The following is a 24,546-nucleotide window of genomic DNA, read 5'->3' as shown; positions in this document are numbered from 1 at the left end:
CATGCTCAGAGCTTGATCCCCGCCCGCGCGGCGGCCTGGGCGACATATTTCTGCGTCTGCTCGAAGGCGCCCTGCAGCGCCTTCGCGGTCGACATGTCAGCGATGTCCTTGAAGTGCGCGGCGACGCCGTCCGGCGTCCATTCGGACTGCGGCAGGTTGACGCCTTCGGTCTCCAGCACCTGGATCACCGCGAACGATCCAGCGCCAGCGCCCATGATGGTGCGGGTCGGCGCATCCTCCGAGAGCAGGAATTCGACCGCCGGCGTGATCGCTTCCGGCCGCATCAACTGCAGCGCCTGCGGCGGCAGCAGTTCCTCGGTCATACGGGTCGCCGCCGTCGGCGAGATGGTGTTGACCTTGATGTTGTTCTTGCGGCCCTCCTCGGCGAGCACGTTCATCAGGCCGACCATGCCGGCCTTCGCCGCGCCGTAATTGGCCTGGCCGAAATTGCCGAACAGGCCGGACGACGAGGTCGTCAGCACGATGCGGCCGTAGTTGCGCTCGCGCATGCCGGCCCACACCGCCTTGCAGCAGTAGAAGGTGCCGGTGAGATGCACGCCGAGCACCTTGTCCCAGTCGGCGACTTCCATCTTGGCGAACGATTTGTCGCGCAGGATGCCGGCATTGGCGCAGAGCAGATCGACGCTGCCCCACTCCCTGGTGGCGCGCTCGACCATCGCGGTGACCTGTTCGAAATTCGAGACGTCGGCACCGTCGGCCATCGCGATGCCGCCCGCCTTGCGGATCTCCTCGACCACGGTTTCGGCCGGCGACAGCGAGCCGCCGGTGCCGTCGCGCGCGCCGCCGAAATCATTGACCACGACCTTGGCGCCGCGGCTGGCGAGCCCCAGCGCATGCGCCCGTCCGAGACCATTGCCCGCGCCGGTGACGATAGCGACGCGTCCGTCAAACCTGATTGCCATGCAAGTATTTCCCTGTCGTTTCTTCCGTTCTCCCCCTTGTGGGAGAGGGTGGCGCGCGCCGGCGCGCCGGATGAGGGGTCTGTCTCCGCGAACTCAAGCGAGAGTCTTTGCGTGGAGGCAGACCCCTCACCCGGCTTCGCGTTCCGCGAAGCCACCCTCTCCCACAGGGGGAGAGGGTACTGCCGCGCGCGATTGGCAGCTTTTGAGCAGCGATGGCTGGCCGGGTCAAGCCCGGCCAGGACCGTCCAAGACGGCCATCGGGCGCGCTATACGGAAGGAGTCATCGATCCGCAGGGTTTCAGGCTTTTGAGCAGGTGCCCGCTCCAGCACTCGTGATGCTCCTGGGCGTAGCTGATCGCCCCAATCACAATCAAAGCGACTACGACAAGTCCGGCGACGATGTTCTGCACCATGGCTGCCACTCCGGGACCGCACCGCCTAAAGGGCGATGATGGACACCAGGAACCGTCGCCGTCAATGCGCCAAGTGGACTTGGCGAGCAACTCACCGCCTATGAAACTCGTCATGCCGGGGCTTGGCCCGGGCATCCACGCCTTTGGTTTCGGCATAAAGGAAGACGTGGGTGGCCGGGACAAGCCCGGCCATGACGATGTGGAAACGTCAGTTTCAAAGCCTCAGACGTCATTTGCGCTCGCCCCGCCCGCGAGCGGGAGTGGGAGCGCAACCTCGTCGTGGCTACTATTCAGACGATCTTACGTCGCTTTAGCTGAAATAGATCAGGCCAAGCCAGTCGGCGACCAGCGCGGGCTTCTCCTCGCCCTCGATCTCGACCGTGACGTTGGTGCGCGACAGTAGTTCCTTCGGCTTGCGCAGCGTGGCTTCCGCCAGCACGAAGCGGCCGCGGACACGTTTGCCCGAGCGGACCGGCGAGATAAAGCGCAGCTTGTCAAAACCGTAATTGACGCCCATCGCGGTGCCCTCGAGCACCGGCATCACCTCGTAGGACATGATCGACATCAGCGACATCGTGAGGAAACCATGCGCGATCGTGGTGCCGAAGGCGGTCTCCTTCTTCGCACGCTCGGGATCGACATGGATGAACTGGTGATCCTCGATCACGTCGGCATAGGTATCGATGCGGCCCTGATCGAGCAGATGCCACGAGGACACGCCGATCTCCTTGCCGACCATGCCCTGGTAGGTTTCCAGCGACACCGGCGGCTTCTTCCAGACTTCGTTCATTTCGCTAGCTCTCCGATCCGGACGACCGCACCTTCTGCAGCTCCGGAAATTCTTCCTCGCGGAACTCGGCTCCGCGCAACGCATCGCTGCGATTATCGTCATGTTCGAGCCGGCGCAACTGCACCCGGCGGATTTTTCCGGAGATCGTCTTCGGCAGCTCGGTCACCAGCTCGATCTTGCGGATGCGCTTGAACGGCGCCAGCCTTGCATGCAGGTGCTGGAAGATCGACAGCGCGGTCTCCGGCGTGCGCTCGACACCCGAGACCAGCAGCACATAGGCCTTCGGGATCGCCAGCCGGATCGGATCCGGGCTCGGCACCACGGCGGCTTCCGCCACCGCATCGTGCTCCAGCAGCACGCTTTCCAGCTCGAACGGCGAGATCCGGTAGTCGGAGGATTTGAAGACGTCGTCGGTGCGGCCGACGAAGGTCAGATAGCCCTCGTCATCGGTGAACACGACGTCGCCGCTGCGATAGATCTCGCCGTCGGCGCCGGCGAGCTTGCCGTCGTCGCCCTGATAGCCCTGCATCAGGCCGGCCGGCCTGTCGGCGCCGAGCAACAGCGTCACCTCGCCTTCCTTGGACGCATGGCCGTCATTGTCGGTGACCTGGACGCGATAGCCCGGCAACGGCCGGCCCATCGAGCCGACCTTCACCTTCTGCCCCGGCGAATTGCCGGCGAGCGCGGTGGTCTCGGTCTGGCCGTAGCCGTCGCGGATGGTCAGCCCCCAGGCCGATTTGACCTGGTCGATGATCTCGGGATTGAGCGGCTCGCCGGCTCCGCAGACTTCCCGCAGGCTCACCTTGAAGTCTGACAGTTGCTCCTGGATGAACATCCGCCACACCGTCGGCGGCGCGCACAGCGTCGTGACGCCACAGCGGGCGATGGTCGCGAGCAGTCCTTTCGCCTCGAAGCGTGGCTGGTTGGCGATGAAGATCGTCGCGCCGGCATTCCACGGCGCGAAGAAGCAGCTCCAGGCGTGTTTGGCCCAGCCGGGCGACGAGATATTGAGATGGACGTCGCCTGGCTGCAGGCCGATCCAGTACATGGTCGAGAGATGGCCGACCGGATAGCTGCGCTGGCTGTGCCGCACTAGCTTTGGCTTTGCCGTGGTGCCCGAGGTGAAATACAGCAGCATCGGGTCGTCGGCCTTGGTCGGGCCATCGGGCGAAAATGCCTCGGGCGCCTTCGCGGCGTCCTCGAACGGCAGCCAGCCGTCCTGGGTCTGCGTCGCACCGACCACGATGCGCACCAGCTTGTCGCTGCCGAGTCCGGCGAACTTCGCCACCTGATCTTGCGTCGCGACCACCGCCTTGGCCCGGCCGCGATCCAGCCGGTCGCGCAATTCATCCGCAGTCAACAGCGTGGTCGCCGGGATCACGACGACGCCGAGTTTCATCGCCGCCAGCATGGTCTCCCACAGCGGCACGACATTGCCGAGCAGCAGCAACAGATGATCGCCGCGCTTCAGCCCCTGCGCGCGCAGGAAATTCGCCACCTGGTTCGAGCGGCGCGACAGCGCCGCAAAGGAAAGCTTGGTCTCATTGCCGCTGGCGGCATCGACGATCCACAGCGCCGGGCGATCGCGGCTGTCGGCGTTGTGCGCCAGCTCGGCGTCGAACCAGTCCAGCGCCCAGTTGAACGGCACCGGATCTGGCCAGCGAAAATCCCTCACCGCCGTGTCGTAGTCGGTGCGGTGCTTGAGCAGAAAGGCGCGTGCGTCCTGAAATGTGGTCATCCGGCTTCACCACGTTTTCTGGCGTCATCCTAAGGAGCCGCGCCCTTGCGCGGCGTCTCGAAGGATGGGCCACGGGCGCCGCATCCTTCGAGGCTCGCTGGCGCTCGCACCTCAGGATGACGCGATCAACATTACTTCCCAGCGAGGCTGCGAACGTGCTGGATAATTCCGGAAAAGTCGACCCCACCATGGCCCGACGCGTCGAAGGTCTTGTAGAGCTCCTGCGCATGCTTGCCGAGCGGCGTGACGGCGCCGGCGGCAGTGGCGGCGTCCTGCGCCAGCGTCAGGTCCTTGACCATCAGGTTTGAGGCGAAACCCGGCTTGTAGTCGTTGTTAGCGGGCGAGGTCGGCACGGGGCCGGGAACCGGGCAATAGGTCGTCAGCGACCAGCACTGCCCCGACGAGGTCGAGGCGACGTCGAACAGCGCCTGGTGCGACAGGCCGAGCTTTTCGGCCAGCACGAAGGCCTCGCCGACCGCGATCATGGAAATGCCCAGGATCATGTTGTTGCAGATCTTGGCCGCCTGCCCCGCGCCGCCGGCGCCGCAATGCACGATCTTCTTGCCCATGTTGGCCAGCATCGGCTGGGCCGCCGCGAACGCCTTCGCCTCGCCGCCGCACATGAAGGTCAGCGTCCCCCCCTTGGCGCCGCCGGTGCCGCCGGAGACCGGCGCATCGACCGAGGCCATGCCATGCTTGGCGGCCAGCGCATGCGCCTGCTTGGCGCTCTCGACATCGATGGTCGAGCAGTCGATGATCAGCGCGCCCTTGCCCATCGCCGGCAGCACCTCGTTCCAGACGCCGAGCACGTGCTTGCCGGCCGGCAGCATTGTGATCACGACATCGGCGCCCTTCACCGCGCCGGCGCCGCTGTCGGCGATCGCAGCGCCATCGCTCTTGGCCTGATCGCGGGACGCCGCGATCAGATCGAACGCGGTCACCTTGTGGCCGGCCTTGACCAGATTGGCCGCCATCGGCCCGCCCATATTGCCGAGCCCGATGAATGCGACGTTTGCCATGGGAAGTCCTCCGCTTGCGGCGTTTCTATTTGCTGTCAGGGAATTTCAGTTCGTCGGCACCGATCTCGGTGAAATACGGTGCCACCATCTCCGGCGTCACGTCCTCGATATTCGCCGGCGACCATTTCGGATTGCGGTCCTTGTCGATCACGGCGGCGCGCACGCCCTCGCGGAAATCGTCGCTGGCGAACACTTCCAGCGCCGCGCGATATTCGCGCACCAGGCACTCCTCCAGCGTCGCGGTCGCGCGCGCCAGCCGCAGCAGCTTCAGCGTCACCACCATGCCGCGCGGCGACTTCTCAGCCAGCGTCTTCAAGGTTGCCTGCGCCAGATCGGAGCCATCGGCTTTCAGCGCGACAATGATGTCTTCCATCCGTCCGCGCGCGAACCAGCTGTCGATCGTGGCCTGCATCGCGGCAACAGGGCCGGATGTCTCGCCGGTGGCGAAGCCTGCGATCAGGCGATCGATCTCGACCGAGCTGGTGCCTGGCGCAATTTTGGTCAGCGCCTCGCGCAGCGCCGGCAGCTTGGCGCTCGACACCACCGCGTCGGCGAACTTCGCGTAGATCGCGTCCGGACCATTCATGGTGGTGCCGGTGAGACCAAAATAGGTGCCGACCTCGCCCGGCGAGCGCGACAGCAGATAGGTGCCGCCGACATCGGGGAAGAAGCCGAGCCCGACCTCAGGCATCGCGAGCTTGGTTCGCTCCGTCACCACGCGGTGGCGGCTGTGCGCCGACAGCCCGACGCCGCCGCCCATCACGATGCCGTCCATGAAGGCGATGTATGGCTTCGGGAATTTCTTGATCCGCGCGTTGAGGATGTACTCGTCGCGCCACAGGATCTTGCCGAGGTCACCCTTGACCTTGGAGCTTTCCCAGAGCGCGCGGATGTCGCCGCCGGCGCACAGGCCGCGCTCGCCGGCGCCTTCCAGCACGATGACCGCGACATCAGGATCGGCTTCGAACAGGTCGAGCGCCTTGTCGATGTCGTGGAACATCTCAAGCGTCACGGCATTGATTGCCTTCGGCCGGTTGAGGCGGATGATGCCGGCCGATCCCTCCTTGCGCGCGATCAGATCGCCCTCGGCAGCTGCCGCATCATTCATCGCGCGCCCTCGATCAGTTTGCGCGACACGATCAGCCGCATAACTTCATTGGTGCCTTCGAGGATCTGGTGCACGCGCAGATCGCGCACGATCTTCTCGACGCCGTATTCGCTGAGATAGCCGTAGCCGCCATGCAGCTGCAGTGCCTGGTTGGCGACCTCGAAGCCGACATCGGTGCCGAACCGTTTTGCCATTGCACAGAGCATCGAGGCATCCGGGTCCTTGCGGTCGAGCGCGGCCGCGGCGCGCCACAGGAAGGTGCGTGCGGCCTCGAGCTCAGTCGCCATGTCGGCGATCTTGAATTGCAGCGCCTGGAATTCGTCGAGGCGTTTGCCGAACGCCTTGCGGTCCCTCATGTAGGCCAGCGCCTTGTCGAGTGCTGACTGCGCGCCGCCGAGCGAGCACGCCGCGATGTTGAGACGGCCGCCATCGAGGCCGGCCATCGCGATCTTGAAGCCGATGCCCTCCTCGCCGAGCCGGTTTGCGACCGGCACGCGCGCGTTCTCGAAGATCACGGCGCGGGTCGGCTGCGCGTTCCAGCCCATCTTGCGCTCGTTGGCGCCGAACGACACGCCCGGCGTCTTGCCGTCGACGACAACAGTCGAGACGCCGCCGGGACCATCGCCGCCGGTCCGTACCATCGCCACCAGCAGGTCGGTGCTGCCGGCGCCGGAGATGAACTGCTTCTGGCCGTTGAGCACGTAATGATCGCCGTCGCGCACCGCGCGGGTGCGCAAGGCGGCGGCGTCGGAGCCGGCGCCCGGCTCGGTCAGGCAGTAGCTCGCGATCAGCTCCATGGTGCAGAGTTTTGGCAGCCATGTGTGACGCTGGGTGTCGTTGCCATAGGCATCGATCATCCAGGAGGCCATGTTGTGGATCGAGATGAAGGCCGACGTGGTCGGACATCCCGTCGCCAGCGCTTCGAAGATCAGCGCCGCGTCGAAGCGCGTCATCGCCGAGCCGCCGACATCGTCCTTGATATAGATGCCGCCGATGCCGAGGCCTGCGGCCTCGCGCATCACGTCGACAGGAAAATGCTTCTTCTCGTCCCATTCGAGCGCGTGCGGCGCGATCTTCTCCGCCGCAAACGCCCGCGCCATGTCGCGAACCGCGATCTGGTCCTCGTTGAGAGCGAACTGCATCTCGCCGCCTACCCTTGTTACCCCATCGTCATTGCGAGCGAAGCGAAGCAATCCACGTCTCCGCACCGGGAAAGAATGGATTGCTTCGTCGCTGCGCTCCTCGCAATGACGCTTGAGGAAATCACTTCATCGTCGGGATCGAGAACTCCGCACCGTCCTTGACGCCGGACGGCCAACGCGAGGTCACGGTCTTGGTCTTGGTGTAGAAGCGCACCGAATCCGGACCGTGCTGGTTGAGATCGCCGAAGCCGGACTTCTTCCAGCCGCCGAAGGTGTAATAGGCGATCGGCACGGGGATCGGCACGTTGACGCCGACCATGCCGACATTGACCTTGGCCGCGAAGTCGCGCGCGGTGTCGCCGTCGCGGGTGAAGATCGCAACGCCGTTGCCGTAGTCGTGCTCCGACGGCAGCGCCAGCGCCTCCTGGTAGTCGTGCGCGCGCACCACCGAGAGCACAGGGCCAAAGATCTCTTCCTTGTAGATCCGCATGTCCTTGGTGACGTTGTCGAACAGCGAACCGCCGAGATAGAAGCCCTTCTCGTAGCCCTGCATCTTGAAGCCGCGGCCGTCGACCGCAAGCGTGGCGCCTTCCTTGATGCCGATGTCGATGTAGTTCTTGACCTTCTCGACCGCCTCGCGGGTCACCAGCGGACCGTAATCGGCCGACGGGTCGACCGAGGTGCCGATCTTGAGCGACTCGACGCGCGGGATCAGCTTTTCCATCAGACGGTCGGCGGTGGTCTTGCCGACCGGGACGGCAACCGACACCGCCATGCAGCGCTCGCCGGCCGAGCCGTAGCCGGCGCCGATCAGCGCATCGACGGTCTGGTCCATGTCGGCGTCAGGCATGATGATGGCGTGGTTCTTGGCACCACCGAAGCACTGGCAGCGCTTGCCGGTCTGCGCGGCGCGCTCGTAGATGTACTGCGCGATCGGGGTCGAGCCGACGAAGCCAACCGCCTTGATGTCGGGATCGTCGAGGATGCCGTCGACCGCTTCCTTGTCGCCGTTGACGACGTTGAGGATGCCGGCCGGCAGGCCCGCCTCCATCATCAGTTCAGCCAGTTTCATCGGCACGCCGGGATCGCGCTCCGACGGCTTCAGGATGAAGGCATTGCCGCAGGCGATCGCCGGCGCAAACTTCCACATCGGGATCATCGCCGGGAAGTTGAACGGCGTGATGCCGGCGACGACGCCGAGCGGCTGCCGCATCGAGTAGATGTCGATGCCGGGGCCGGCGCCTTCGGTGTACTCGCCCTTCATCAGATGCGGGATGCCGCAGGCGAACTCGGCCACTTCGAGACCGCGCTGGATGTCACCCTTGGCATCGGGAACGGTCTTGCCATGCTCGCGCGCCAGCAGTTCGGCGAGCTTGTCGTAGTCGCGCTGCACCAGCTCGACGAACTTCATCATCACGCGGGCGCGGCGCTGCGGATTGGTCGCGGCCCATTCCGGCTGGGCGGCGCGGGCGTTCTCGACCGCGGCACGAACTTCGGCCTTGGAGGCCAGCGCCACCTTGGCCTGGACTTCGCCGGTCATCGGCTCGAAGACGTCGGCCGTGCGGCCCGATGTGCCCTTGACCTCCTTGCCACCGATGAAATGTCCGATCGCGCGCATGAATATCCTCCCTTGGAGACCTGAATCGCCGCTGCCGGCGGCGAGATCGCTTTACAAACCCTAATGACCCTGCATTTTATAGGATTCAAGTCCGATAAATTGCACCATAGATGTGCGGAAATGCAGGATCAAGGCGGCGACGCGATCGACTGGGACGACTTCCGTTTCGTGCTGGCCATCGTGCGCGGCGGGTCGGTTTCGGCTGCCGCTAAGCAGCTCGGTGTCGATCATGCCACAGTGATCCGCCGTGTCGACCGGCTGGAGCGCCACCTCTCCGCAAAACTGTTTGATCGCCGCAAGACCGGCTACCTGCTGACCGAGGCCGGCCAGCGGGTCGCCGACAGCGCCGAGGCGATGGAATCGACCATCGTCGCCAACCAGGAGGCGGTCGGCGGCTCGCGCGCGCACCTCACCGGCACGGTGCGGATCGGCGCGCCCGACGGTTTCGGCAGCCACTTCCTGGCCTCGCGGCTGGTCAAGTTCACCGAGCGGTATCCCGATCTCGATCTGCAGCTCGTCGCCACCGCGCGGCTGTTCTCGCTCTCCAAGCGCGAGGCCGACATCGCGATCAGCCTGACCATGCCGAAGGAAGGCCGCATCGTCGGCCGCAAACTCCTAGACTACACGCTCGGGCTTTATGCCGCACCCGGCTATCTCGCGCAGGCGCCAAGGATCGCCGCGCGCGCCGACCTGCCGCAGCATCGCTTCGTCGGCTACATCGAGGAGCTCTTGTTCACGCCGGAGCTGGACTATCTGCCGCAGGTCTCGCCAAAAATCTCGGCAAAATTCCGCAGCGCCAATTTGATCGCACAGCTCAATGCCACCATCGCCGGCTTCGGCATCGCCGTGCTGCCGCATTTCATGGCGACCGCACACCCCGAGTTGGTGCCGGTGCTGCCGGACGAAGTGCGGATCTCCCGCACCTTCTGGCTCCTGATGCACGCCGACAGCAAGGACCTCGCCCGCATCCGCGCGGTGGCGGATTACATCTACGAGACGGTGGAAACCGAGCGCATGCTGTTCAGCGGGCCTTCCCGACGCGCCGACGCCTGATGGTCAGACGCGCGTGGTGCCGGGTTCGAGCCCCAGCGCAAGCCGCCCGACGATGGTGTAGTTGTTCGGACTTACCGCCACATGCTTGGCCGCCGCCTGGGCGTCGCGAACCGCACGCTCCAGCTTTCCGGACTCGAAGATGGCCGCGGTGCCGGCGTTGGCCGCGATGCTATCGACAATCTGCAGCGCGCATTCGGTTGCATTGCTGCAGGCCGCTCGAAACGCGGCGCGCGCCTGCAAGAGACGATCCCCGCCGATATCGGTCGCCGTCATGAGCTCCGCCATGGCATCGACCAGCAAGGCACGCGCGGCGTGCAGCGCCGTTTCCGCGCGCCCCACCATCGCCTGAACGAGCTCGCTCTCGCGCAGCAGCATGGTGCTGCCCAAGCGCGTCTTGCGGCCGGCAAGCGCAATAAATGCGACGATCGCCCCCCGCGCGATCCCGAGTGGAACGGCCGAGATGGTCGATGCAAACGCCGACAGGCCGGGCAAGCGGTAGATCAATCCCGGTTGCGTCGGCTTGAAGTCGACCAACGGATGCGAGTGGTCGGCGGAGACAAAGACGTCGCGGACTTCAAAATCGCAGCTGCCGGTGGCGCGCAGACCAGAAACGAACCAGTTGTCGTGAACGGTGACATCGCGCTTCGCGAAATAGCAGCACAACGGCGGCTCGCTCTCACCGTCGGCGGACTTGACGCTGGCCAGCCCCATGAACCTGGTGGCGTGATGGGCGCCGCTGCCGAACGGCCACCGCCCGCTGACGCGATAGCCTCCAGCCACGCGTTCCGCCACGCCGACGGCTCCGGTCGCGCTGGCAATGAACGTGTGAGGGTCGGCGAACCAGTCGCGAACCACCGCTTCCGGCAGATAGCCACCGGTCCGGCTCATTCCAGCGCCGTTGCCAACTAGCCAGCCGACCGAACCGTCAAGCGCGCAAGCGGCTTCGACGACGTTCATGAAATCGAACGGCGACAATTCGGGACCGCCCAGTACCTTCGGCAGATAGAGGCGGAATAGCCCGGCCTCGGCGAGCGCGATGAACACTGCATCGGGGATCCTGCGCTCCGTATCGAAGCTTCCTCGATGCTCGTCGATGAGAGGCACGAGCCGTTGCACGGCCGCCAGATAATCCGACACACCGGTGTGAGCCGTCATCAGCATGGACACCTCCATCACGCGCGACAGGCAGTCTAGAAAGCAGGAACTGCCACGGCAAATCCGAAGAATTCAGGTGCAGGTGAACTGAATTCATCTACAATGCCGCATGCGCAAATTGCCGCCGCTGACCGAACTGCGCGCGTTCGAGGCCGCCGCCCGCCACCTCAGTTTCAAGCTGGCTGCGGCCGAGTTGGGCGTCACGCCAACCGCAATCAGCCACCAGCTGAAATTGCTGGAGCGTCACTGCGGCCAGTCGCTGTTCCGCCGCCGGCCGCGGCCGCTGGCGCTCACGCGCGCCGGACAACAGCTGTTCCCCGTAGTTCGCGACGGCTTCGAAACCTTCGCTGAGGCGCTGAGCGCGATACGAAGCGGCGGCACAAGCGGACGGCTCCGCCTGACCGCGACCAACGCATTCACCGCACGGTGGCTAGTGCCGCGATTGCCCGACTGGCGGGACGCCTATCCACGCCTGAAGCTCGACATCATCGGCACTGACACGGTGCTCGATCTCGATAGCGGAGAGGCCGACATTGCCGTTCGCTACGCACGCAAGGCGCCGCCGGGCGGCCCCTCCGTCGAGCTGCTTCGCGACGAATTCTATGTCGTCGCCAGTCCCCGGCTGGTCGGCGACCTCAAGCGACCGTTGAGCCCAGCGGAGCTGGCGCGCTTCCCCCTGATCGAAGCCGAATGGCCACCGGCCGACCTTGACGCGCCGCGCTGGCAGCACTGGCAACGCATCGCCAGTCGGCGCCATCGCTCCACGCCCGATTTCGCGGCGCTGCCAAGCCTGAGCTTTCGCGAGGAGCTGCATGCGATCGAGGCCACGATCGCCGGCCAGGGCGTGGCGATCTGCAGCACCGTCCTGATCGGTCCCGAGCTGGCAAACGGCACACTGGTGCCGGTCTCCCGGATCAAGCTGCCGGGTTACGGATTCTACATCGTGCACCGCGCAGGACACCCGAAGACGGACTTGATCACGGCGTTCATCAACTGGGCACGGGCCGCCGGAAAGCCCGCCAGCGGCAGAGCATAGGCGGGAAGCGTAACCGACCGTTCAGGGCGGGCATCTGCGCCAGGAGACGCATGGTCGTGTCCAATTCCGACCGCTGCCGGATATCGACGTCGTCAGGCGGATCGGATGCCTCGCGGGTCGGTGTCCCGGTTCGCGGCGACGTGGTCGATCTCGCCACGGGAAATCCCGATATCGATGAGCTCCCGATCGCTCAAACTGCCGAGATCGGCGCGCAGCCGCTCCCATTTGCGCCATTCCTGAACTGCATCCCAAAAATTCCTGAAGGCGCCGGGGCCGCGCGGCGTCGACGCGGGCGTCCGGGCTGAACGCGTTGGACTGTAGGTCGTGCTCATTGCAGCACCTCCGGGATACGTTCTCTCCACCCGCACAAGGTGCCGCGGCATGAACGCGCGCGCTTCACAGGCGGCTTACATTTTCCTCACCGGCGGCTTATTCTTGGCGCTCCAGGCGGTGCCAAGGCGCCTCATGACGATCATCGGAGGCACACCCAAGGGATTCGCGGCTTGCGCTATCTCTTCGAGGAGTACGCACTCGACACTGACCGGCGCGAGCTGCATCGCGGGGCGGACATGGTCTCCGTCACGCCACAGGTATTCGACCTGCTCGACTTTCTGATCCGCAACAGGGAGCGCGTCGTCAGCAAGGACGACGTCATCGACGCCATCTGGAACGGGCGCAGCGTGTCCGATGCGGCGCTGACCACCCGCCTCAACGTCGCGCGCAGCGCCATCGGTGATTCCGGCGAACAGCAGCGCCTGATCAAGACACTGCCACGCAAAGGTTTTCGGTTCGTCGGTGCGGTCCGGGAAGATCGGGGGCCTGCAAGCGCGGAAACAGCCGGCGCTGAGCTGGAACTGGCGAAGCCAACCGTCGCGCTCCCCGACAAACCTTCGATTGCCGTGCTGCCCTTCCAGAACCTGAGCGCCGACCCGGAGCAGGAGTATTTCGCCGATGGCGTCGTGGAAGATATCACGATGGCACTGTCGCGGTTTCGTTGGCTGCTCGTGATCGCGCGCAATTCCAGCTTCACCTACAAGGGCCGGCCCGTGGACATCAAGCAGGTCGGCCGCGAACTCGCGGTGCGCTATGTCCTCGAAGGTAGCGTGCGCAAGGCCGGAAATCGCATTCGTATCGCCGGTCAGCTGATCGATGCTGAAACCGGCGCGCATCTCTGGGCTGACCGTTTTGATGGTGCGCTCGAAGATTTCTTCGATTTGCAGGACCAGGTGACCTCTACCGTCGTGGGTGCCATCGCGCCCATGCTGCAGCGCGAGGAAATCAGGCGAGCCAGGCGCAAGCCGACCGAGAACCTGGATGCATACGACTACTACCTGCGTGGGTTGGCGAGCGTTCGTCGCTGGACCAGGGAAGCGAACAGCGAAGCACTCCAGCTCTTTTGCAAGGCGATCGAGCTCGACCCCGGTCTGGCGTGCGCCTATGGCATGGCCGGGTGGTGCTACATCCAGCGCAAAGCGCGTCGCTGGATGATCGATCGTGAGCAGGAAAGTGCCGAAGCGACGCGGCTAGGCTGGAAAGCAGTGCATCTGGGAGTAGATGACCCGGCAGCGATGTGCATGGGTGCATATGTCCTCGCCTTCATCGCCCATGAGTTCGATGATGCGATTGCTTTCGTGGATCGCGGACTGGCGATCAATCCGAACCTGGCGCAAGCCTGGAATCTTGGTGCGTGGGTGAGGATTTTTCGAGGTGAGCCCGACCTCGTACTTGACTACACCGCGCGCGCCATGCGCCTGAGCCCGCTCGATCCGTCGATGTACAGCATCAACGCAGCCGTGGCGTATGCTCATTTTCTCTCCGGCCGTCATGAAATGGCGTTGTCATGGGCCGAGAAAGCATTGCGCGACAATCCGGATTTCCTGCTGACAATCTGCATGAGCGCGGCCTGCAATGCGCTCACCGGACGCCTTGAGTCGGCACAGAAGGGCATCGCGCGTGCACGCGAGCGCAATCCCGATCTGCGCATCTCCAATCTGGAAGATCTGGCACCATTTCGCCGGGCGGAGGATGCGGCCCTTTTTGCCAAGGGTCTTCGCGAAGCAGGGCTTCCGGACTGATCGTGAGTCCGCGGCCTCGCCCGCATCCACGCTGTGGCCGACTGCATCTACGAGACACTAGAAGCTGAGCGCGCACTGTTTGGCGGAATGTATCTCTCCGTCGTCCCGGCGAACGCCGGGACCCATAACCACCGGATCGTGTTGTTGACGGGAGCGTGGCCCCAGCGGAACTCTACAGCTGACATCAGTGGTTATGGGTCCCGGGTCAAGCCCGGGACGACGGCGGGGAGAGACCCCGCCTAATTCACCCTCTTCTTCGCCGGCGCCTTAACCGCGGCCGCCCGTCCCATCACCGCCTCGCGGCCGGCGGCCAATATCTCGTCGGACATTTCGCCGCTGCCCGAGATCCGCGACATGACGATGGTGCCCATCATGGTCGCGAGAACGGCCATGGCCTGCTTGCGCGCGGCCTTGCGCGGTATGTCGGGGATCTGGTCGGCGATCATGTCGATCATCTGGTCGAGCTTGAGGGCAAAGGCCTTGCGGGTCTTCGGGCTCTCGCGGGCGATCTCGGCGCCGAGCGCCGGGATCGCGCAGCCCTGGCCGGGATCGTCGCGGTGCGCCGCCGACAGATAGCCGTCGATGATGGTCGACAGCCGCTTCTCCGGCGGTATATCCGCCGCGACCTTGCGCCAGCGCTCGATGGCCCGGTCCATCGCATAGCTGAAGGCCTCGATCACCAGCGCCTCGCGCGAATCGAAATGCGCATAGAAGCCGCCATGGGTCAGCCCGGCGTCCTTCATCAGGTCGGCGACGCCGATGCCGTGGGCGCCCCGCTCGCGCAGCCGCGTTGCGGCCTTCTTCACGATCCGCGCGTGGGTCTCCTGCTTGTGCTCTTTCGAATAGCGCATGCCGCTCTCATGGAATGTTTCTAATCATATAATAGCAGATTTGCGCCCGCGTTGCTGCATTTATTTCGTCTCATTCGGTGTCTGGTCCCGACTGTTGCCCAGAGTCTTGGGTTCCCCGCCGAGCATGGAGAATGTCGCGGTCGCGTGCACCGCTAGACTACCCTTGCCGTCGCGGACGAAACCTTCGGTGTAGCTGGTCTGGCGGCCGAGCTTGATCACCCTGCCCTCGGCCGAGATGGTCCCGGAACGCACCGAGAGCGGGCGCAGATAAGTCAGCTTGAGGTCTAATGTCACCGAGGTCTGCCCGGCCGGCAGCACCGTCGAGATCGCACAGCCCATCGCGGTGTCGAGCAGCGCCGCGGCGGTCGCGCCGTGCAGCAGGCCGATGGTGTTCTCCAGGCTCTCATGCGGCTCGAGTTCCATCACGATCCGCTCGGGCTCGACCACGGCCATGCGGAAGCCGATCAGTTTCGCCATCGGCGGCGGCGGCAACCGGCCGTCACGGATCGCGCGCATCGCCTCGATGCCGGACATCGGCATTGCCGCCTTTGCGACCGGCCCGGGCGCCTGCCACTCCACCACGCGGTTGCGCAGCAGATCGGACGAATGAAGGTCGGTGGTCTCGGCGGCGGTCATGACGGCTCCACTTGTATGATGAATATAATTCTATAGACGCGCGCCCTGCGGCGCAACCGCCAGTCCGGTCCCTTGACAGGGACGCGCTTTGTCCGGGACATGGCGCGATCAATTCCTGCGCCGGGACTTTTTCCATGGACATGCTCAATCCCCACTGCGGCATCGACCGCGACTCCAGAGGCGTCGTCCGCCTCACGATCTGCAACGCCGGCAAGCTGAACATCGTCAGCTCGGCCGTGACCAACGGCGTGCGCGAAGGTTTTGAGCACCTCGCCGCCGACCGCGATATCCGCGCGGTGATCCTGACGGGCGAAAGCGAGCGGAGCATGATCGGCGGCGCCGACATCAAGGAGATGGCGACGCTCGACCAGACGTCTGCGGAGGCGTTCATCAGCCGCCTGCGTGACCTCTGCGAGGCCGTGCGCAAATTCCCGGCGCCTGTCATCGCCCGCCTGCCCGGCTGGTGCCTCGGCGGCGGGCTCGAGGTCGCGGCCGCCTGCGACGTCCGCATTGCGGCGCATGACGCGATGTTCGGCATGCCCGAGGTGCGCGTCGGCATCCCCTCGGTGATCCACGCCGCGCTATTGCCGCGCCTGATCGGCTGGGGCCGCGCCCGCTGGCTGATGATGACCGCGGAGAACATCGATGCCCAAACCGCACTGGCCTGGGGCCTGGTCGACACCGTGGCAAAACCCGGCGGCCTCGACGACGCCGTCGAGCACACCGTCAAGGCGCTGCTGGAATGCGGTCCCGAAGCCCTGCGCATCCAGAAGGATTTGCTGCGTCAGTGGGAAGAGCTGCCGCTGACCGAGTCGGTGAACCTCAGCGTCGGCGTGTTCGGCAAATCCTTCCAGACCGGCGAGCCGCAGCGCCTGCTGCAGGGATTTTTGGATCGGAAGCGGTAAGCGTAGATACCTTGTAGCCCGGATGAAGCGGAGCGAAATCCGGGGCACGTTGTCCGCCGACCGAAATGCCCCGGATTACGCTTCGCTCCATCCGGGCTAGAAGACCAACCTGACAGACTGTTGACCGCAGACGCCAGCCTATTAGGCTAAGCTCCATCGCGAGCCAGCCGCATCGGATCGAGCATGTCGATAGAAACGCGCTGGTCGCGCGGATCGCCGCGCTTGCGGCCAACAAGACAATCACTTTCGGGACAAACGCACGGGGTCACCACTCTAGAGCTGCAGGAGGACATATGGTCCGAAAGCGCGACGTTCCCGGTATCCGCCCCTATGATGCTCCGGCCGGTGGCTGGGGCGCCCTCAAGGCCACCGCAACAGCGGTTCGCGATCAGATGGATCTGGTCGAGGCGCCGATCACGCTGCTGCGGACGAACAAGCCTGATGGCTTCGATTGCCCGGGCTGCGCTTGGCCGGACAAGGAGCACACCTCCACCTTCCAGTTCTGCGAGAACGGCGCCAAGGCCGTGACCTGGGAGGCGACCAGCAAGCGCGTCACGCCGGAATTCTTTGCCGGTCACACCGTCACCGAGCTGCTGACCTGGAGCGACTTCCATCTGGAGAACGAGGGCCGCCTGACCGAGCCCCTCGCCTATGACGCCGCGAGTGACACCTACCAGCCGATCGCATGGGACGATGCCTTCGCGCGGATCGGCGCGAGCCTGCGCAGCCTGCCCGATCCCGACATGGCCGAGTTCTACACCTCCGGCCGCGCCTCGAACGAAGCCGCCTTCCTGTTCCAGATCTTCGCGCGCGAATACGGCAGCAACAATTTCCCCGACTGCTCCAACATGTGCCACGAGGCGACCAGCGTCGGCCTGCCGCAATCGATCGGCATCGGCAAAGGCACGGTGTCGCTGGACGATTTCGACCATTGCGAGCTGATCATCGCGATGGGCCACAACCCCGGCACCAACCATCCGCGCATGATGGGCACGCTGTGGGAGGTCTCGCGCCGCGGCGTGCCGATCATCGTGTTCAATCCCTTACGCGAACGTGCGCTGGAGCGCTTTGCCGATCCGCAGGACCCGATCGAGATGGCGACCTTCAGCTCGACGCGGATCGCGTCGACCTATTATCAGCCGAAGGTCGGCGCCGACGCCGCGGTGCTGAAAGGCGTCATGAAGGCGCTGATCGAGAAGGACGACGTTGCCAAGGACGTGCTCGATCATGCCTTCATCGCCGAGCACACCAACGGTTTTGCGGCGTTTGCGGCCGATCTGCGCGGCACGGCGTGGGACGCGATCGAGGCTGTCTCCGGTTTCACGCGCGCACAGCTCGGCGAGGTCGCCGCCGCGTACGCAAAATCCAACGCCACCATCGTCACCTACGGCATGGGCATCACCCAGCACAGCCACGGCACCGACAATGTCCAGCAGATCGCAAACCTGCTGCTGCTGAAGGGCAATTACGGCAAGCCGGGCGCCGGCATCTGCCCGCTCCGCGGCCACTCCAATGTGCAGGGCAACCGCACCGTCGGCATCACCGAGAAGCCCAACATCCCGATGTTCGAGGGCATCGAGCGCACCTTCGGCTTCAAGCCGCCGCGCCATCAGGGCCACGACGCGGTCGCGGCGATGGAGGCGATCGACGACGGGCGATCGAAAGTCCTGATCTGTCTCGGCGGCAATTTTGCCATTGCGCTGCCCGACCCCGAGCGTTGCACGGTCGCGATGCGCAAGCTCGAGCTTGCCGTGCATCTCGGCACCAAGCTCAACCGCTCGCATCTGCTGGTCGGCAAGCAGTCGATCATCCTGCCGGTGCTGGGGCGCACCGAGCGCGACATCCAGGCTTCGGGCCCGCAGGTCGTGACCGTCGAGGATTCGATGTCGATGGTGCACGCCTCGCGCGGCAAGCTGACCCCGGCCTCCGCGCATCTGCGCTCGGAATCGGCCATCGTCGCCGGCATCGCGATGGCGACCTTGCCGGCAAGCAAGGTGCCGTGGGCCGAGTTGATCGCCGATTACGACCGCATCCGCGACGCCATCGAGGGCGTCTTCCCCGACTTCAAGGATTACAACGCGCGCATCCGGATTCCCGGCGGCTTCCGCCTGCCGCTGCCGCCGACCGAGCGCAAATGGACGACGCCATCAGGCAAGGCCGAATTCCTGATCTTCGACGGCCTCGAGGAGGATCCGGTGCTGTCGGACAACGCGGTCCTCAAGCTCACGACGATTCGCAGCCACGATCAGTACAACACCACGATCTATGGGCTGAACGACCGCTATCGCGGCGTGTTCGGGCGGCGCGACGTGCTGTTCACCAACGCGGCTGATCTCGCCGAACTCGGGCTTGCGCATGGCGACCTCGTCGAGATCGAGACCGCGCTGCCCTCGGGCGCGCCACGCCGCCTCACCCTCACCGCGATCGCCTACGACATCGCCCGCGGCTCGGTCGCCGCCTATTACCCGGAAGCCAACGGCCTGGTGCCGCTCGACTACCAGGACAAGGAAAGCGGCACGCCTTCGTACAAGTCGGTGCCCGTGCATATCCGCCGCGCTGACAAGGCGGCGTAGCGCCGCTTCGCTGAATGTAGCCCGCATGAGCGAAGCGACATACGGGACCATTCGCCCCGGATATCGCTTCGCTCATCCGGGCTACGGAAGCTCGCCTTCACCTTGCATTCGCCGGCGCATGGGTCGGCCAGAGATCGGCGCGCCAGTGCAGCGCGATCGCCAGCATCGCGATGAAGCCGGCGGCAGCGAGCAGCGTGCCGGTCGCGGTGTAGCCGATCAGGTCGATCAGGCTGCCGGCGGCGAGCAGGCCAAGCGGCAGGCCGTAGATCACCATCATCCGCACGCCCATCACGCGGCCGCGCAAATGGGCGCTGGCATTGCGCATCAGCATCACCGCGGCGGAGATCATCGACATGCTCTGCGCGATGCCGGCCAGCACCAGGCAGGCCATCGCCACGGGCATGGTCCTGAGCTCGACGAACACCAAGAGCATTGCGTACCAGGCCAAGGTCGCGCCGATCAGGAGCCGCGCGATGCGCACGCCGCCGGCCATGCTGAGCGTAATCGAGCCGATCAGCGAGCCGACCGCAAAACTCGCCGAGAGATAGCCGAGCCCGGTCTGGTCGGTATGGAAGATGTCGCGCGCGACAAAGGGCAATAGGCCGTTGGTGAGCGGAAACGCGGTCAGGTTGGCGAGGAATGCAACGCACAGCGCGGCGCGCATGCCCGGGCCGCTCCAGGCATAGACGATGCCCTCCTTGAGGTCCCGCAGCAGTTTTGAACCCGGCAGATCGTCGGCCGCAAGATCAGCTACGCCGTGTGATTTCGGACGGCTCATGCACAGCATCAGGATCGCCGCGATGAAATAGAAGCCGGCGATCCCGACATAGACATAGCCGATGCCGAGCGCCGCGAACAATCCGGCCCCGGTCAGCGCGCCGGCGATCCGCGCCGAATCCTGCGTGGTGCGCGCCAGGCTGATGGCGCCGACCAGTTGCTCCGGCGGCATGATGTCGGCGAGCAGCGCACCGCGCACGCCGAGATCCGACGGGCGGATCACGCCCATGATCGCAACGATGATCATGACGTTCAAGGGCGCCAGGTGCCCCGTCAGGGCCAGCGTCATGATGGTGCCGGCGAGTACGGTATAGGCAAAGCGCATCACGGCGAGCAGATCGCGATGCCCCATGCGGTCGCCGATCATGCCGACGACAGGCGCGACCAGGGTGCCGACATATTGCAGCGAGGCGAGCACGGTCAGCAGCAGGACCGAGCCGGTCTCGACCATGATGTACCAGCCGAGCACCAGCGTCTCGACCTCGAACGCCCACGAGGTGAGCAGATCGGACGGCCATTGAAAGCGATAGCTGCGGATGCGAAATGGCGCGAGCGCGGAGGTCCGCGTGGCTCCGCTCAAGACGCGATGACGCGTTTCACGGCGTTCCTGCCCTTGTTCTTGGTTCTTGGTTGGCTCTTGAGTCTGGTCGTGATGAGCGTGGTCTTGATTGCAGTCGTTTGGGAAAACTTCCGGAAGCGTAGCGCCAACGCCGCCCCTGTCAATCGCGGCCGCCGCATGCGGCCATGCCGGGCGCGGCCCTCTTCGCACCGCTCGCGTCAAGGCCTCGCGTCAAACCCGGTCCGAATCAGCCGCAGCCGATCCTGCGTTGCGGAAGCGCCGGCAACGGCGAAGCGAGTATTGCTGGTTTTTCCCGATCATAGGAACGAACCGATCGCTGCCAAGTTCTCCGCTCGAAGCAAACGCGGAGGAGCGAAATGGGCGCTGGCGATCAGGTCGCATGCATGTCGGTGGTGGCGTTGTTCTCGATCGCGCTGATCGTCACATCCAGCCTGTTCGTCGAGTCCCGGGCGGCAAGGAGCCCTGTAATGCCGGCCGTGCCGCAGGTCAGGGTTCCGCTCTAGCGCGCGGTCAAGTGCTCACGCTCTGTCAGAGCCTGTGGTCTCTGAGGCGTCTGAGGCAAAGCCGTCAATTGAGGTATCATCCCGCGCGGCGCGACCGCCGCGCCTGATCTCGTTCCTGCTCCACCACTGCACACAAAAATCAGCTCCGGCGCAGCCGGGGAGCCGCGCCGGAGTCTTATTGGGAAGTTGATTGTGTCTTAACGCACGGCATCAACCGGGACAGAGACAAACAGTTCCAGCCGGCTGCATATTTTTCCCGAAAAGCAGGATTGGGCGTCTTCCGCAAAGCTCAGTCCAGCTCCAGCTCGACCGCGATCCGCACCAGGTCGGAGTGGTTCTTGGCGCCGAGCTTCTGCTTGAGCAGCGAGGTGGTGTTGGCGACGGTCTTGTAGGAGATGCCGAGCGCGGAGGCGACATCGACGATCTTGTCGCCGCGGCCCAGCAGCCGCAGGATCTCCAGTTCCCGCGCCGACATCTGCGAGGCGGGGTTGGCCTTGATCGCGGCGCCGGCAAAGGCGATCGCCTCCGCGAGATGCGGCGAGATGAACCGCTCGCCGGCTGCGACCTTGCGCACCGCCTTCACGAACAGGCGCGGATCGTCGCTCTTCGAGAGATAGCCCTGCGCGCCCATCTCGACGGCCCGCACCACGAATGCGGGGTCGTCGTTCATGCTGAACATGATGATGCGGGCGTCCGGATCGTCCTTGCGGATCCTGCGCAGCAGCTCGAACCCGGAGACATCGGGCAGCTTGATGTCGATGACGGTGACGTCGGGCCGCTTCTGCATGAAGGCACGATGGCCGGCCTTGGCATCGGCGGCTTCGTCGATCTTGACCGTTTTGTCGGAGGCGAACAGGGAGCGGCAGCCCGAGACCACGACCGGATGGTCGTCGACGATCAATACCCTCGTGGCTGATTTGGCCGTTTCGTGCATGACTACCCCTCCGCCTTGATAGAAACTTCGCGCGGGAATGGAAAGAGAAGAATCGCCGAACGGAGCCCGATGTGCCAAAACTCTGGAACCGCCTCTCCCTTCGCGCCCGGCTGTTGCTGCCGATGGCGGCGATGGTGGTCGGGGCGCTGCTGCTCGGCGGCCTGGCCCTGCAGATCGCCTCGCCCGAGCAATTCGAGAACGAGAACGCGCAAGGGGCGCGCTCCGCCCGGTTCGTCGCCGACGCGCTAAATGCCGCGCTGGCGGCTGCGCGCAATCCGCAGCAGACCCTCGATGCGTTCGCGGCCGGGCTCGGGAGCCATGAGGCCATCGCATTCGTACCGCCCGGGTCCAGCCCGCAGCCCAATGCGGCCGCCCCCTATCGCGGCAACATTCCCGCCTGGTTCACCGCCCTGCTCCAGGTCCCCCAGCTCGGCTCGACCCATCCGGTCAGAATCGGGGCGGCTCACGTCGGGGACATCGTCTTCAGTCCGGATCTTTCGCCCGACATCGAGGAGAAATGGTTCGGCTTCCTGGCCATCGCCGCGTCCAGCTCGGCGCTGATGCTGCTCGCCGCGCTCAGCGTCTATTTCACGACAGGCACGGCGCTGCGCCCGCTGGCCGAGCTCGGCGCCGGCCTGACCCGGATGCGAAACGGCGAATACGACGCCGCCATTCCATTGGCCGGCCCGCCCGAGATCCGCAACAGCTGCGCGGAAGCCAACCAGCTCGCCGCGACGCTGAGGCGGTTCAGCCAGGACAATCGCGAGCTGCTGCGCAAGCTCGTTGCGGTGCAGGACGACGAGCGCCGCGAGCTCGCCCGCGAGCTGCATGACGAGATGGGCCCGCTGCTGTTCGCCATCCGCGCCAACGCCACGGCGCTGGCCGAGGCTGAGGGCCCTCCCGAGCCGGGCTCGCCGGCGCATGGCATCCTCAGCGCGGCCGAGGCCTTGCAGCTGGCCAACCGGCGCGTGCTTGAGGGGCTGAGCCCGCTCTACGTTACGGAGCTGGGACTAATGGCCAGCGTGCAGGCGTTGCTGCGCAATGCCAAATCCCAGGCTCCCGACCTCAGCCTGCAATCGCAGATCGATCAGCGTCTGAACGACCTCGACGGCCTGCTCTCGCAAACCGCTTACCGCGTCATCCAGGAGGGGGTGACCAACGTCCTCCGCCATGCGGAGGCGTGGACGATGAGCGTCGCGGCGGCGATCGAGGACGGCCAGATCCGGATCGAGATTTCGGACGACGGCATTGGCCTGCCGCGGAACCTGGTTTTCGGCCGCGGCCTGACCGGCATGCAGGAACGCGTGCGCGCGCTCGACGGCACGCTGGAGCTGGTCCGCGAGCAAGGTCTCACCGTCGTGCGATGCCTGTTGCCGCTCGACCATGCTGTCGTGCAATGAGGAAGGCATCACCGCGACGACGGGGCACAGCGCATGTGCGATATCCGCCCCTCGGCATCGAACCCGAACACGATCTGAACCCGCCTGCCCTCGAAGCTCAGATAGTCAAGCACGATCCCGTTCCCTCGCGGCGAAATCTCCTCGAGCCCGAACGCGCTCGACGCCACCGCGGACAGTTTCGGTCGCCAGTAATCCGCCAGCGCCGAACGGCCGCTGATCGAGCTCCCCTCGCAGGCGCATTCCAGCCGGGCATCATCGGCATAATGGTCGAGCAACGCCTCGAGATCGCGGCTCCGGCAGCAGTCGAGCCAGTCCACCACGACGGCCATCTCGTCAAACTGATTGGTCAAATGAACTCCACAAAAATCGATTGCGGAATAATGCCGGTCAGGTCGCGCCCGCCGAATGCAGCGTAAACGCCGCTCCGGCTCGTTCTGCAACGACGGCGCCGCTGGATGTTAACGCATCCGCGGATGCCGATACAGCGGATCGTGCTCCGGCGCCGCCGCACCGCCATGCCGCCATGGCATCAGCGGCGGGGTCTTCGATCTGCGGAAGCCGACGTCCTTCACGTCCGCGGCACGGCGCGCCGCAGCATGAAGTGCGTGGGAATGAAGGCGAGCAGCGGAAGGCCGATCATCAGGCCGGCGAGCCACACCAGCGGCGGCACGAAGCCTTGCGGCGCCCTGTCGCTGGTGCCGAAGACGTAGTTGATGTTGACCGGGGCCATGCCCGGGTCCGGCCGCGGTGGCGGCATCACGAAGTAGCAGAGCAGCAGCAGCGCCCATGCCAGCACGCTCCAGGCGATCAGCGCGCGCTGATCGTAACCGAGACGCCAGACCAGGAACAGCAGCAGGAACGGCAGCCAGCCGTGGAAGCCCGACAGGAAGCGCAGGAACAGCGAGACGTTCGAGTCGAACATGTAATCGGTCATTCCGGTCAGCGAAAAGCCGGCGACATGCGCGAGGAAGTCGATCACCCAGACGGTCTGCGGCACCAGCAGCCCGACGGCGCACATCGAAATCAGGAGCGCGCTTTCGGTCCAGACCCCGATCAAAGTGAGGATCAGGCAGACGTCGCAAAAATACAGGAAATTCGTCGGCCCGTAGGAATATGTGTACACCGGCACCAGGACGGCCATGAAGGCGCTGAAGCCGATCTTGACGGAGAGCGGAATGCGCGCGGGCGACTGTTCGACAGCGATGACGGACATTGCGATATGACTTTCCATTGCACAATCGGCGATGCCTAGCATCCGGTCGGTAAATGGACCCTCCATGCCGCAACCTTGAATTGATCGGCGTTCGGGAATTCGGT

At 65.1% G+C, this 24,546-nt stretch carries 23 protein-coding genes; 7 read left to right on the top strand and 16 right to left on the bottom strand.

What is annotated here, in order from left to right; genetic code table 11:
• Positions 1 to 5: 5 nt before the first annotated feature.
• From G6P99_RS20310 to G6P99_RS20275, 8 genes are all read right to left on the bottom strand, one after another.
• A complete protein-coding gene (locus G6P99_RS20310; RefSeq protein WP_165123244.1) occupies positions 6 to 923 on the bottom strand; it encodes an SDR family NAD(P)-dependent oxidoreductase in 918 nt (305 codons plus the stop codon).
• A gap of 266 nt (positions 924 to 1,189) precedes the next feature.
• Positions 1,190 to 1,336, bottom strand: a complete 147-nt coding sequence (locus tag G6P99_RS20305; RefSeq protein ID WP_165123242.1) for a hypothetical protein — start codon at positions 1,334 to 1,336, stop codon at positions 1,190 to 1,192.
• A gap of 310 nt (positions 1,337 to 1,646) precedes the next feature.
• Complete coding sequence (locus G6P99_RS20300) at positions 1,647 to 2,126, bottom strand: MaoC family dehydratase (protein ID WP_029078684.1); 480 nt, start codon at positions 2,124 to 2,126, stop codon at positions 1,647 to 1,649.
• A 4-nt stretch (positions 2,127 to 2,130) separates the two neighbouring features.
• Positions 2,131 to 3,864 carry an AMP-binding protein gene (locus G6P99_RS20295; protein WP_029078683.1) on the bottom strand — a complete coding sequence of 578 codons (1,734 nt, stop codon included), beginning with the start codon at positions 3,862 to 3,864 and terminating at the stop codon, positions 2,131 to 2,133.
• A gap of 131 nt (positions 3,865 to 3,995) precedes the next feature.
• A complete protein-coding gene (mmsB, locus tag G6P99_RS20290) occupies positions 3,996 to 4,883 on the bottom strand; it encodes a 3-hydroxyisobutyrate dehydrogenase (protein WP_029078682.1) in 888 nt (295 codons plus the stop codon).
• A gap of 25 nt (positions 4,884 to 4,908) precedes the next feature.
• Positions 4,909 to 5,991 carry an enoyl-CoA hydratase/isomerase family protein gene (locus G6P99_RS20285; RefSeq protein WP_029078681.1) on the bottom strand — a complete coding sequence of 361 codons (1,083 nt, stop codon included), beginning with the start codon at positions 5,989 to 5,991 and terminating at the stop codon, positions 4,909 to 4,911.
• The gene (locus G6P99_RS20280) at positions 5,988 to 7,133 is read right to left on the bottom strand and encodes an isobutyryl-CoA dehydrogenase (protein ID WP_165123240.1); all 1,146 of its coding nucleotides are present in this window, start codon (positions 7,131 to 7,133) and stop codon (positions 5,988 to 5,990) included. The genes G6P99_RS20285 and G6P99_RS20280 overlap by 4 nt, the downstream gene beginning before the upstream one ends.
• Before the next feature lie 121 nt (positions 7,134 to 7,254).
• Positions 7,255 to 8,751, bottom strand: coding sequence for a CoA-acylating methylmalonate-semialdehyde dehydrogenase (locus G6P99_RS20275; protein ID WP_029078679.1), 1,497 nt, complete (start codon positions 8,749 to 8,751; stop codon positions 7,255 to 7,257).
• Positions 8,752 to 8,871: 120 nt separating this feature from the next.
• Between G6P99_RS20275 and G6P99_RS20270 the strand changes: the two genes are divergently transcribed.
• A complete protein-coding gene (locus G6P99_RS20270) occupies positions 8,872 to 9,804 on the top strand; it encodes a LysR family transcriptional regulator (RefSeq protein WP_029078678.1) in 933 nt (310 codons plus the stop codon).
• Between the two features lie 3 nt (positions 9,805 to 9,807).
• Here the strand turns inward: G6P99_RS20270 and G6P99_RS20265 are convergent, their stop codons facing one another.
• Positions 9,808 to 10,965 (bottom strand): acyl-CoA dehydrogenase family protein, encoded by a 1,158-nt coding sequence (locus tag G6P99_RS20265; RefSeq protein WP_165123238.1) that lies wholly within the window; start codon positions 10,963 to 10,965, stop codon positions 9,808 to 9,810.
• Between the two features lie 103 nt (positions 10,966 to 11,068).
• Between G6P99_RS20265 and G6P99_RS20260 the strand changes: the two genes are divergently transcribed.
• Complete coding sequence (locus tag G6P99_RS20260) at positions 11,069 to 11,995, top strand: LysR substrate-binding domain-containing protein (RefSeq protein ID WP_029078676.1); 927 nt, start codon at positions 11,069 to 11,071, stop codon at positions 11,993 to 11,995.
• 92 nt (positions 11,996 to 12,087) lie between these two features.
• Here the strand turns inward: G6P99_RS20260 and G6P99_RS20255 are convergent, their stop codons facing one another.
• Positions 12,088 to 12,327: a DUF1127 domain-containing protein gene (locus tag G6P99_RS20255; RefSeq protein WP_035976240.1), complete on the bottom strand. Its 240-nt coding sequence runs from the start codon at positions 12,325 to 12,327 to the stop codon at positions 12,088 to 12,090.
• 171 nt (positions 12,328 to 12,498) lie between these two features.
• On the opposite strand from G6P99_RS20255, the gene G6P99_RS20250 reads away from it, so the two are divergent.
• The gene (locus G6P99_RS20250) at positions 12,499 to 14,070 is read left to right on the top strand and encodes a winged helix-turn-helix domain-containing tetratricopeptide repeat protein (RefSeq protein ID WP_165123236.1); all 1,572 of its coding nucleotides are present in this window, start codon (positions 12,499 to 12,501) and stop codon (positions 14,068 to 14,070) included.
• Positions 14,071 to 14,309: 239 nt separating this feature from the next.
• Here the strand turns inward: G6P99_RS20250 and G6P99_RS20245 are convergent, their stop codons facing one another.
• The gene (locus tag G6P99_RS20245; RefSeq protein WP_029078673.1) at positions 14,310 to 14,921 is read right to left on the bottom strand and encodes a TetR/AcrR family transcriptional regulator; all 612 of its coding nucleotides are present in this window, start codon (positions 14,919 to 14,921) and stop codon (positions 14,310 to 14,312) included.
• 60 nt (positions 14,922 to 14,981) lie between these two features.
• Entirely contained in the window at positions 14,982 to 15,557 is a 576-nt protein-coding gene (locus tag G6P99_RS20240; protein WP_035976239.1) for a PaaI family thioesterase, read from the bottom strand.
• A 134-nt stretch (positions 15,558 to 15,691) separates the two neighbouring features.
• On the opposite strand from G6P99_RS20240, the gene G6P99_RS20235 reads away from it, so the two are divergent.
• Positions 15,692 to 16,462, top strand: coding sequence for an enoyl-CoA hydratase (locus G6P99_RS20235; protein ID WP_029078672.1), 771 nt, complete (start codon positions 15,692 to 15,694; stop codon positions 16,460 to 16,462).
• A gap of 293 nt (positions 16,463 to 16,755) precedes the next feature.
• On the top strand, positions 16,756 to 19,035 hold the full coding sequence (locus G6P99_RS20230) for an FdhF/YdeP family oxidoreductase (protein ID WP_029078671.1): 2,280 nt from the start codon (positions 16,756 to 16,758) through the stop codon (positions 19,033 to 19,035).
• A 97-nt stretch (positions 19,036 to 19,132) separates the two neighbouring features.
• Here G6P99_RS20230 and G6P99_RS20225 read toward each other — a convergent pair whose 3' ends face one another.
• Positions 19,133 to 20,392, bottom strand: coding sequence for an MFS transporter (locus G6P99_RS20225; RefSeq protein WP_029078670.1), 1,260 nt, complete (start codon positions 20,390 to 20,392; stop codon positions 19,133 to 19,135).
• Positions 20,393 to 20,748: 356 nt separating this feature from the next.
• On the opposite strand from G6P99_RS20225, the gene G6P99_RS20220 reads away from it, so the two are divergent.
• Entirely contained in the window at positions 20,749 to 20,895 is a 147-nt protein-coding gene (locus G6P99_RS20220) for a hypothetical protein (RefSeq protein WP_165123234.1), read from the top strand.
• A 289-nt stretch (positions 20,896 to 21,184) separates the two neighbouring features.
• On the opposite strand, the gene G6P99_RS20215 is transcribed toward G6P99_RS20220, so the two are convergent.
• A complete protein-coding gene (locus G6P99_RS20215) occupies positions 21,185 to 21,829 on the bottom strand; it encodes a response regulator transcription factor (protein ID WP_029078669.1) in 645 nt (214 codons plus the stop codon).
• Between the two features lie 122 nt (positions 21,830 to 21,951).
• Between G6P99_RS20215 and G6P99_RS20210 the strand changes: the two genes are divergently transcribed.
• Positions 21,952 to 23,229: an ATP-binding protein gene (locus tag G6P99_RS20210; protein ID WP_051346028.1), complete on the top strand. Its 1,278-nt coding sequence runs from the start codon at positions 21,952 to 21,954 to the stop codon at positions 23,227 to 23,229.
• 8 nt (positions 23,230 to 23,237) lie between these two features.
• Here the strand turns inward: G6P99_RS20210 and G6P99_RS20205 are convergent, their stop codons facing one another.
• Entirely contained in the window at positions 23,238 to 23,579 is a 342-nt protein-coding gene (locus G6P99_RS20205; RefSeq protein ID WP_029078667.1) for a nuclear transport factor 2 family protein, read from the bottom strand.
• Positions 23,580 to 23,797: 218 nt separating this feature from the next.
• Positions 23,798 to 24,442, bottom strand: coding sequence for a hypothetical protein (locus G6P99_RS20200; protein WP_035976230.1), 645 nt, complete (start codon positions 24,440 to 24,442; stop codon positions 23,798 to 23,800).
• Positions 24,443 to 24,546 lie beyond the last annotated feature (104 nt).

It is taken from the genome of Bradyrhizobium sp. 6(2017) (assembly GCF_011058295.2).
Classification (GTDB): domain Bacteria; phylum Pseudomonadota; class Alphaproteobacteria; order Rhizobiales; family Xanthobacteraceae; genus Bradyrhizobium; species Bradyrhizobium septentrionale.
Note: the sequence above shows the minus strand (reverse complement) of the source record. Positions and strands in the feature narration are given on the sequence as shown.

Coding starts and splice junctions, on each gene's coding strand:
- G6P99_RS20215 (WP_029078669.1), bottom strand. CDS start 21,829: ATGCACGAAACGGCCAAATCAGCCACGAGGGTATTGATCGTCGACGAC.
- G6P99_RS20260 (WP_029078676.1), top strand. CDS start 11,069: ATGCGCAAATTGCCGCCGCTGACCGAACTGCGCGCGTTCGAGGCCGCC.
- G6P99_RS20230 (WP_029078671.1), top strand. CDS start 16,756: ATGGTCCGAAAGCGCGACGTTCCCGGTATCCGCCCCTATGATGCTCCG.
- G6P99_RS20295 (WP_029078683.1), bottom strand. CDS start 3,864: ATGACCACATTTCAGGACGCACGCGCCTTTCTGCTCAAGCACCGCACC.
- G6P99_RS20200 (WP_035976230.1), bottom strand. CDS start 24,442: ATGTCCGTCATCGCTGTCGAACAGTCGCCCGCGCGCATTCCGCTCTCC.
- G6P99_RS20240 (WP_035976239.1), bottom strand. CDS start 15,557: ATGACCGCCGCCGAGACCACCGACCTTCATTCGTCCGATCTGCTGCGC.
- G6P99_RS20265 (WP_165123238.1), bottom strand. CDS start 10,965: ATGCTGATGACGGCTCACACCGGTGTGTCGGATTATCTGGCGGCCGTG.
- G6P99_RS20300 (WP_029078684.1), bottom strand. CDS start 2,126: ATGAACGAAGTCTGGAAGAAGCCGCCGGTGTCGCTGGAAACCTACCAG.
- G6P99_RS20235 (WP_029078672.1), top strand. CDS start 15,692: ATGGACATGCTCAATCCCCACTGCGGCATCGACCGCGACTCCAGAGGC.
- G6P99_RS20245 (WP_029078673.1), bottom strand. CDS start 14,921: ATGCGCTATTCGAAAGAGCACAAGCAGGAGACCCACGCGCGGATCGTG.
- G6P99_RS20305 (WP_165123242.1), bottom strand. CDS start 1,336: ATGGTGCAGAACATCGTCGCCGGACTTGTCGTAGTCGCTTTGATTGTG.
- G6P99_RS20280 (WP_165123240.1), bottom strand. CDS start 7,133: ATGCAGTTCGCTCTCAACGAGGACCAGATCGCGGTTCGCGACATGGCG.
- mmsB (WP_029078682.1), bottom strand. CDS start 4,883: ATGGCAAACGTCGCATTCATCGGGCTCGGCAATATGGGCGGGCCGATG.
- G6P99_RS20210 (WP_051346028.1), top strand. CDS start 21,952: ATGGCGGCGATGGTGGTCGGGGCGCTGCTGCTCGGCGGCCTGGCCCTG.
- G6P99_RS20285 (WP_029078681.1), bottom strand. CDS start 5,991: ATGAATGATGCGGCAGCTGCCGAGGGCGATCTGATCGCGCGCAAGGAG.
- G6P99_RS20220 (WP_165123234.1), top strand. CDS start 20,749: ATGGGCGCTGGCGATCAGGTCGCATGCATGTCGGTGGTGGCGTTGTTC.
- G6P99_RS20310 (WP_165123244.1), bottom strand. CDS start 923: ATGGCAATCAGGTTTGACGGACGCGTCGCTATCGTCACCGGCGCGGGC.
- G6P99_RS20255 (WP_035976240.1), bottom strand. CDS start 12,327: ATGAGCACGACCTACAGTCCAACGCGTTCAGCCCGGACGCCCGCGTCG.
- G6P99_RS20275 (WP_029078679.1), bottom strand. CDS start 8,751: ATGCGCGCGATCGGACATTTCATCGGTGGCAAGGAGGTCAAGGGCACA.
- G6P99_RS20270 (WP_029078678.1), top strand. CDS start 8,872: ATGCAGGATCAAGGCGGCGACGCGATCGACTGGGACGACTTCCGTTTC.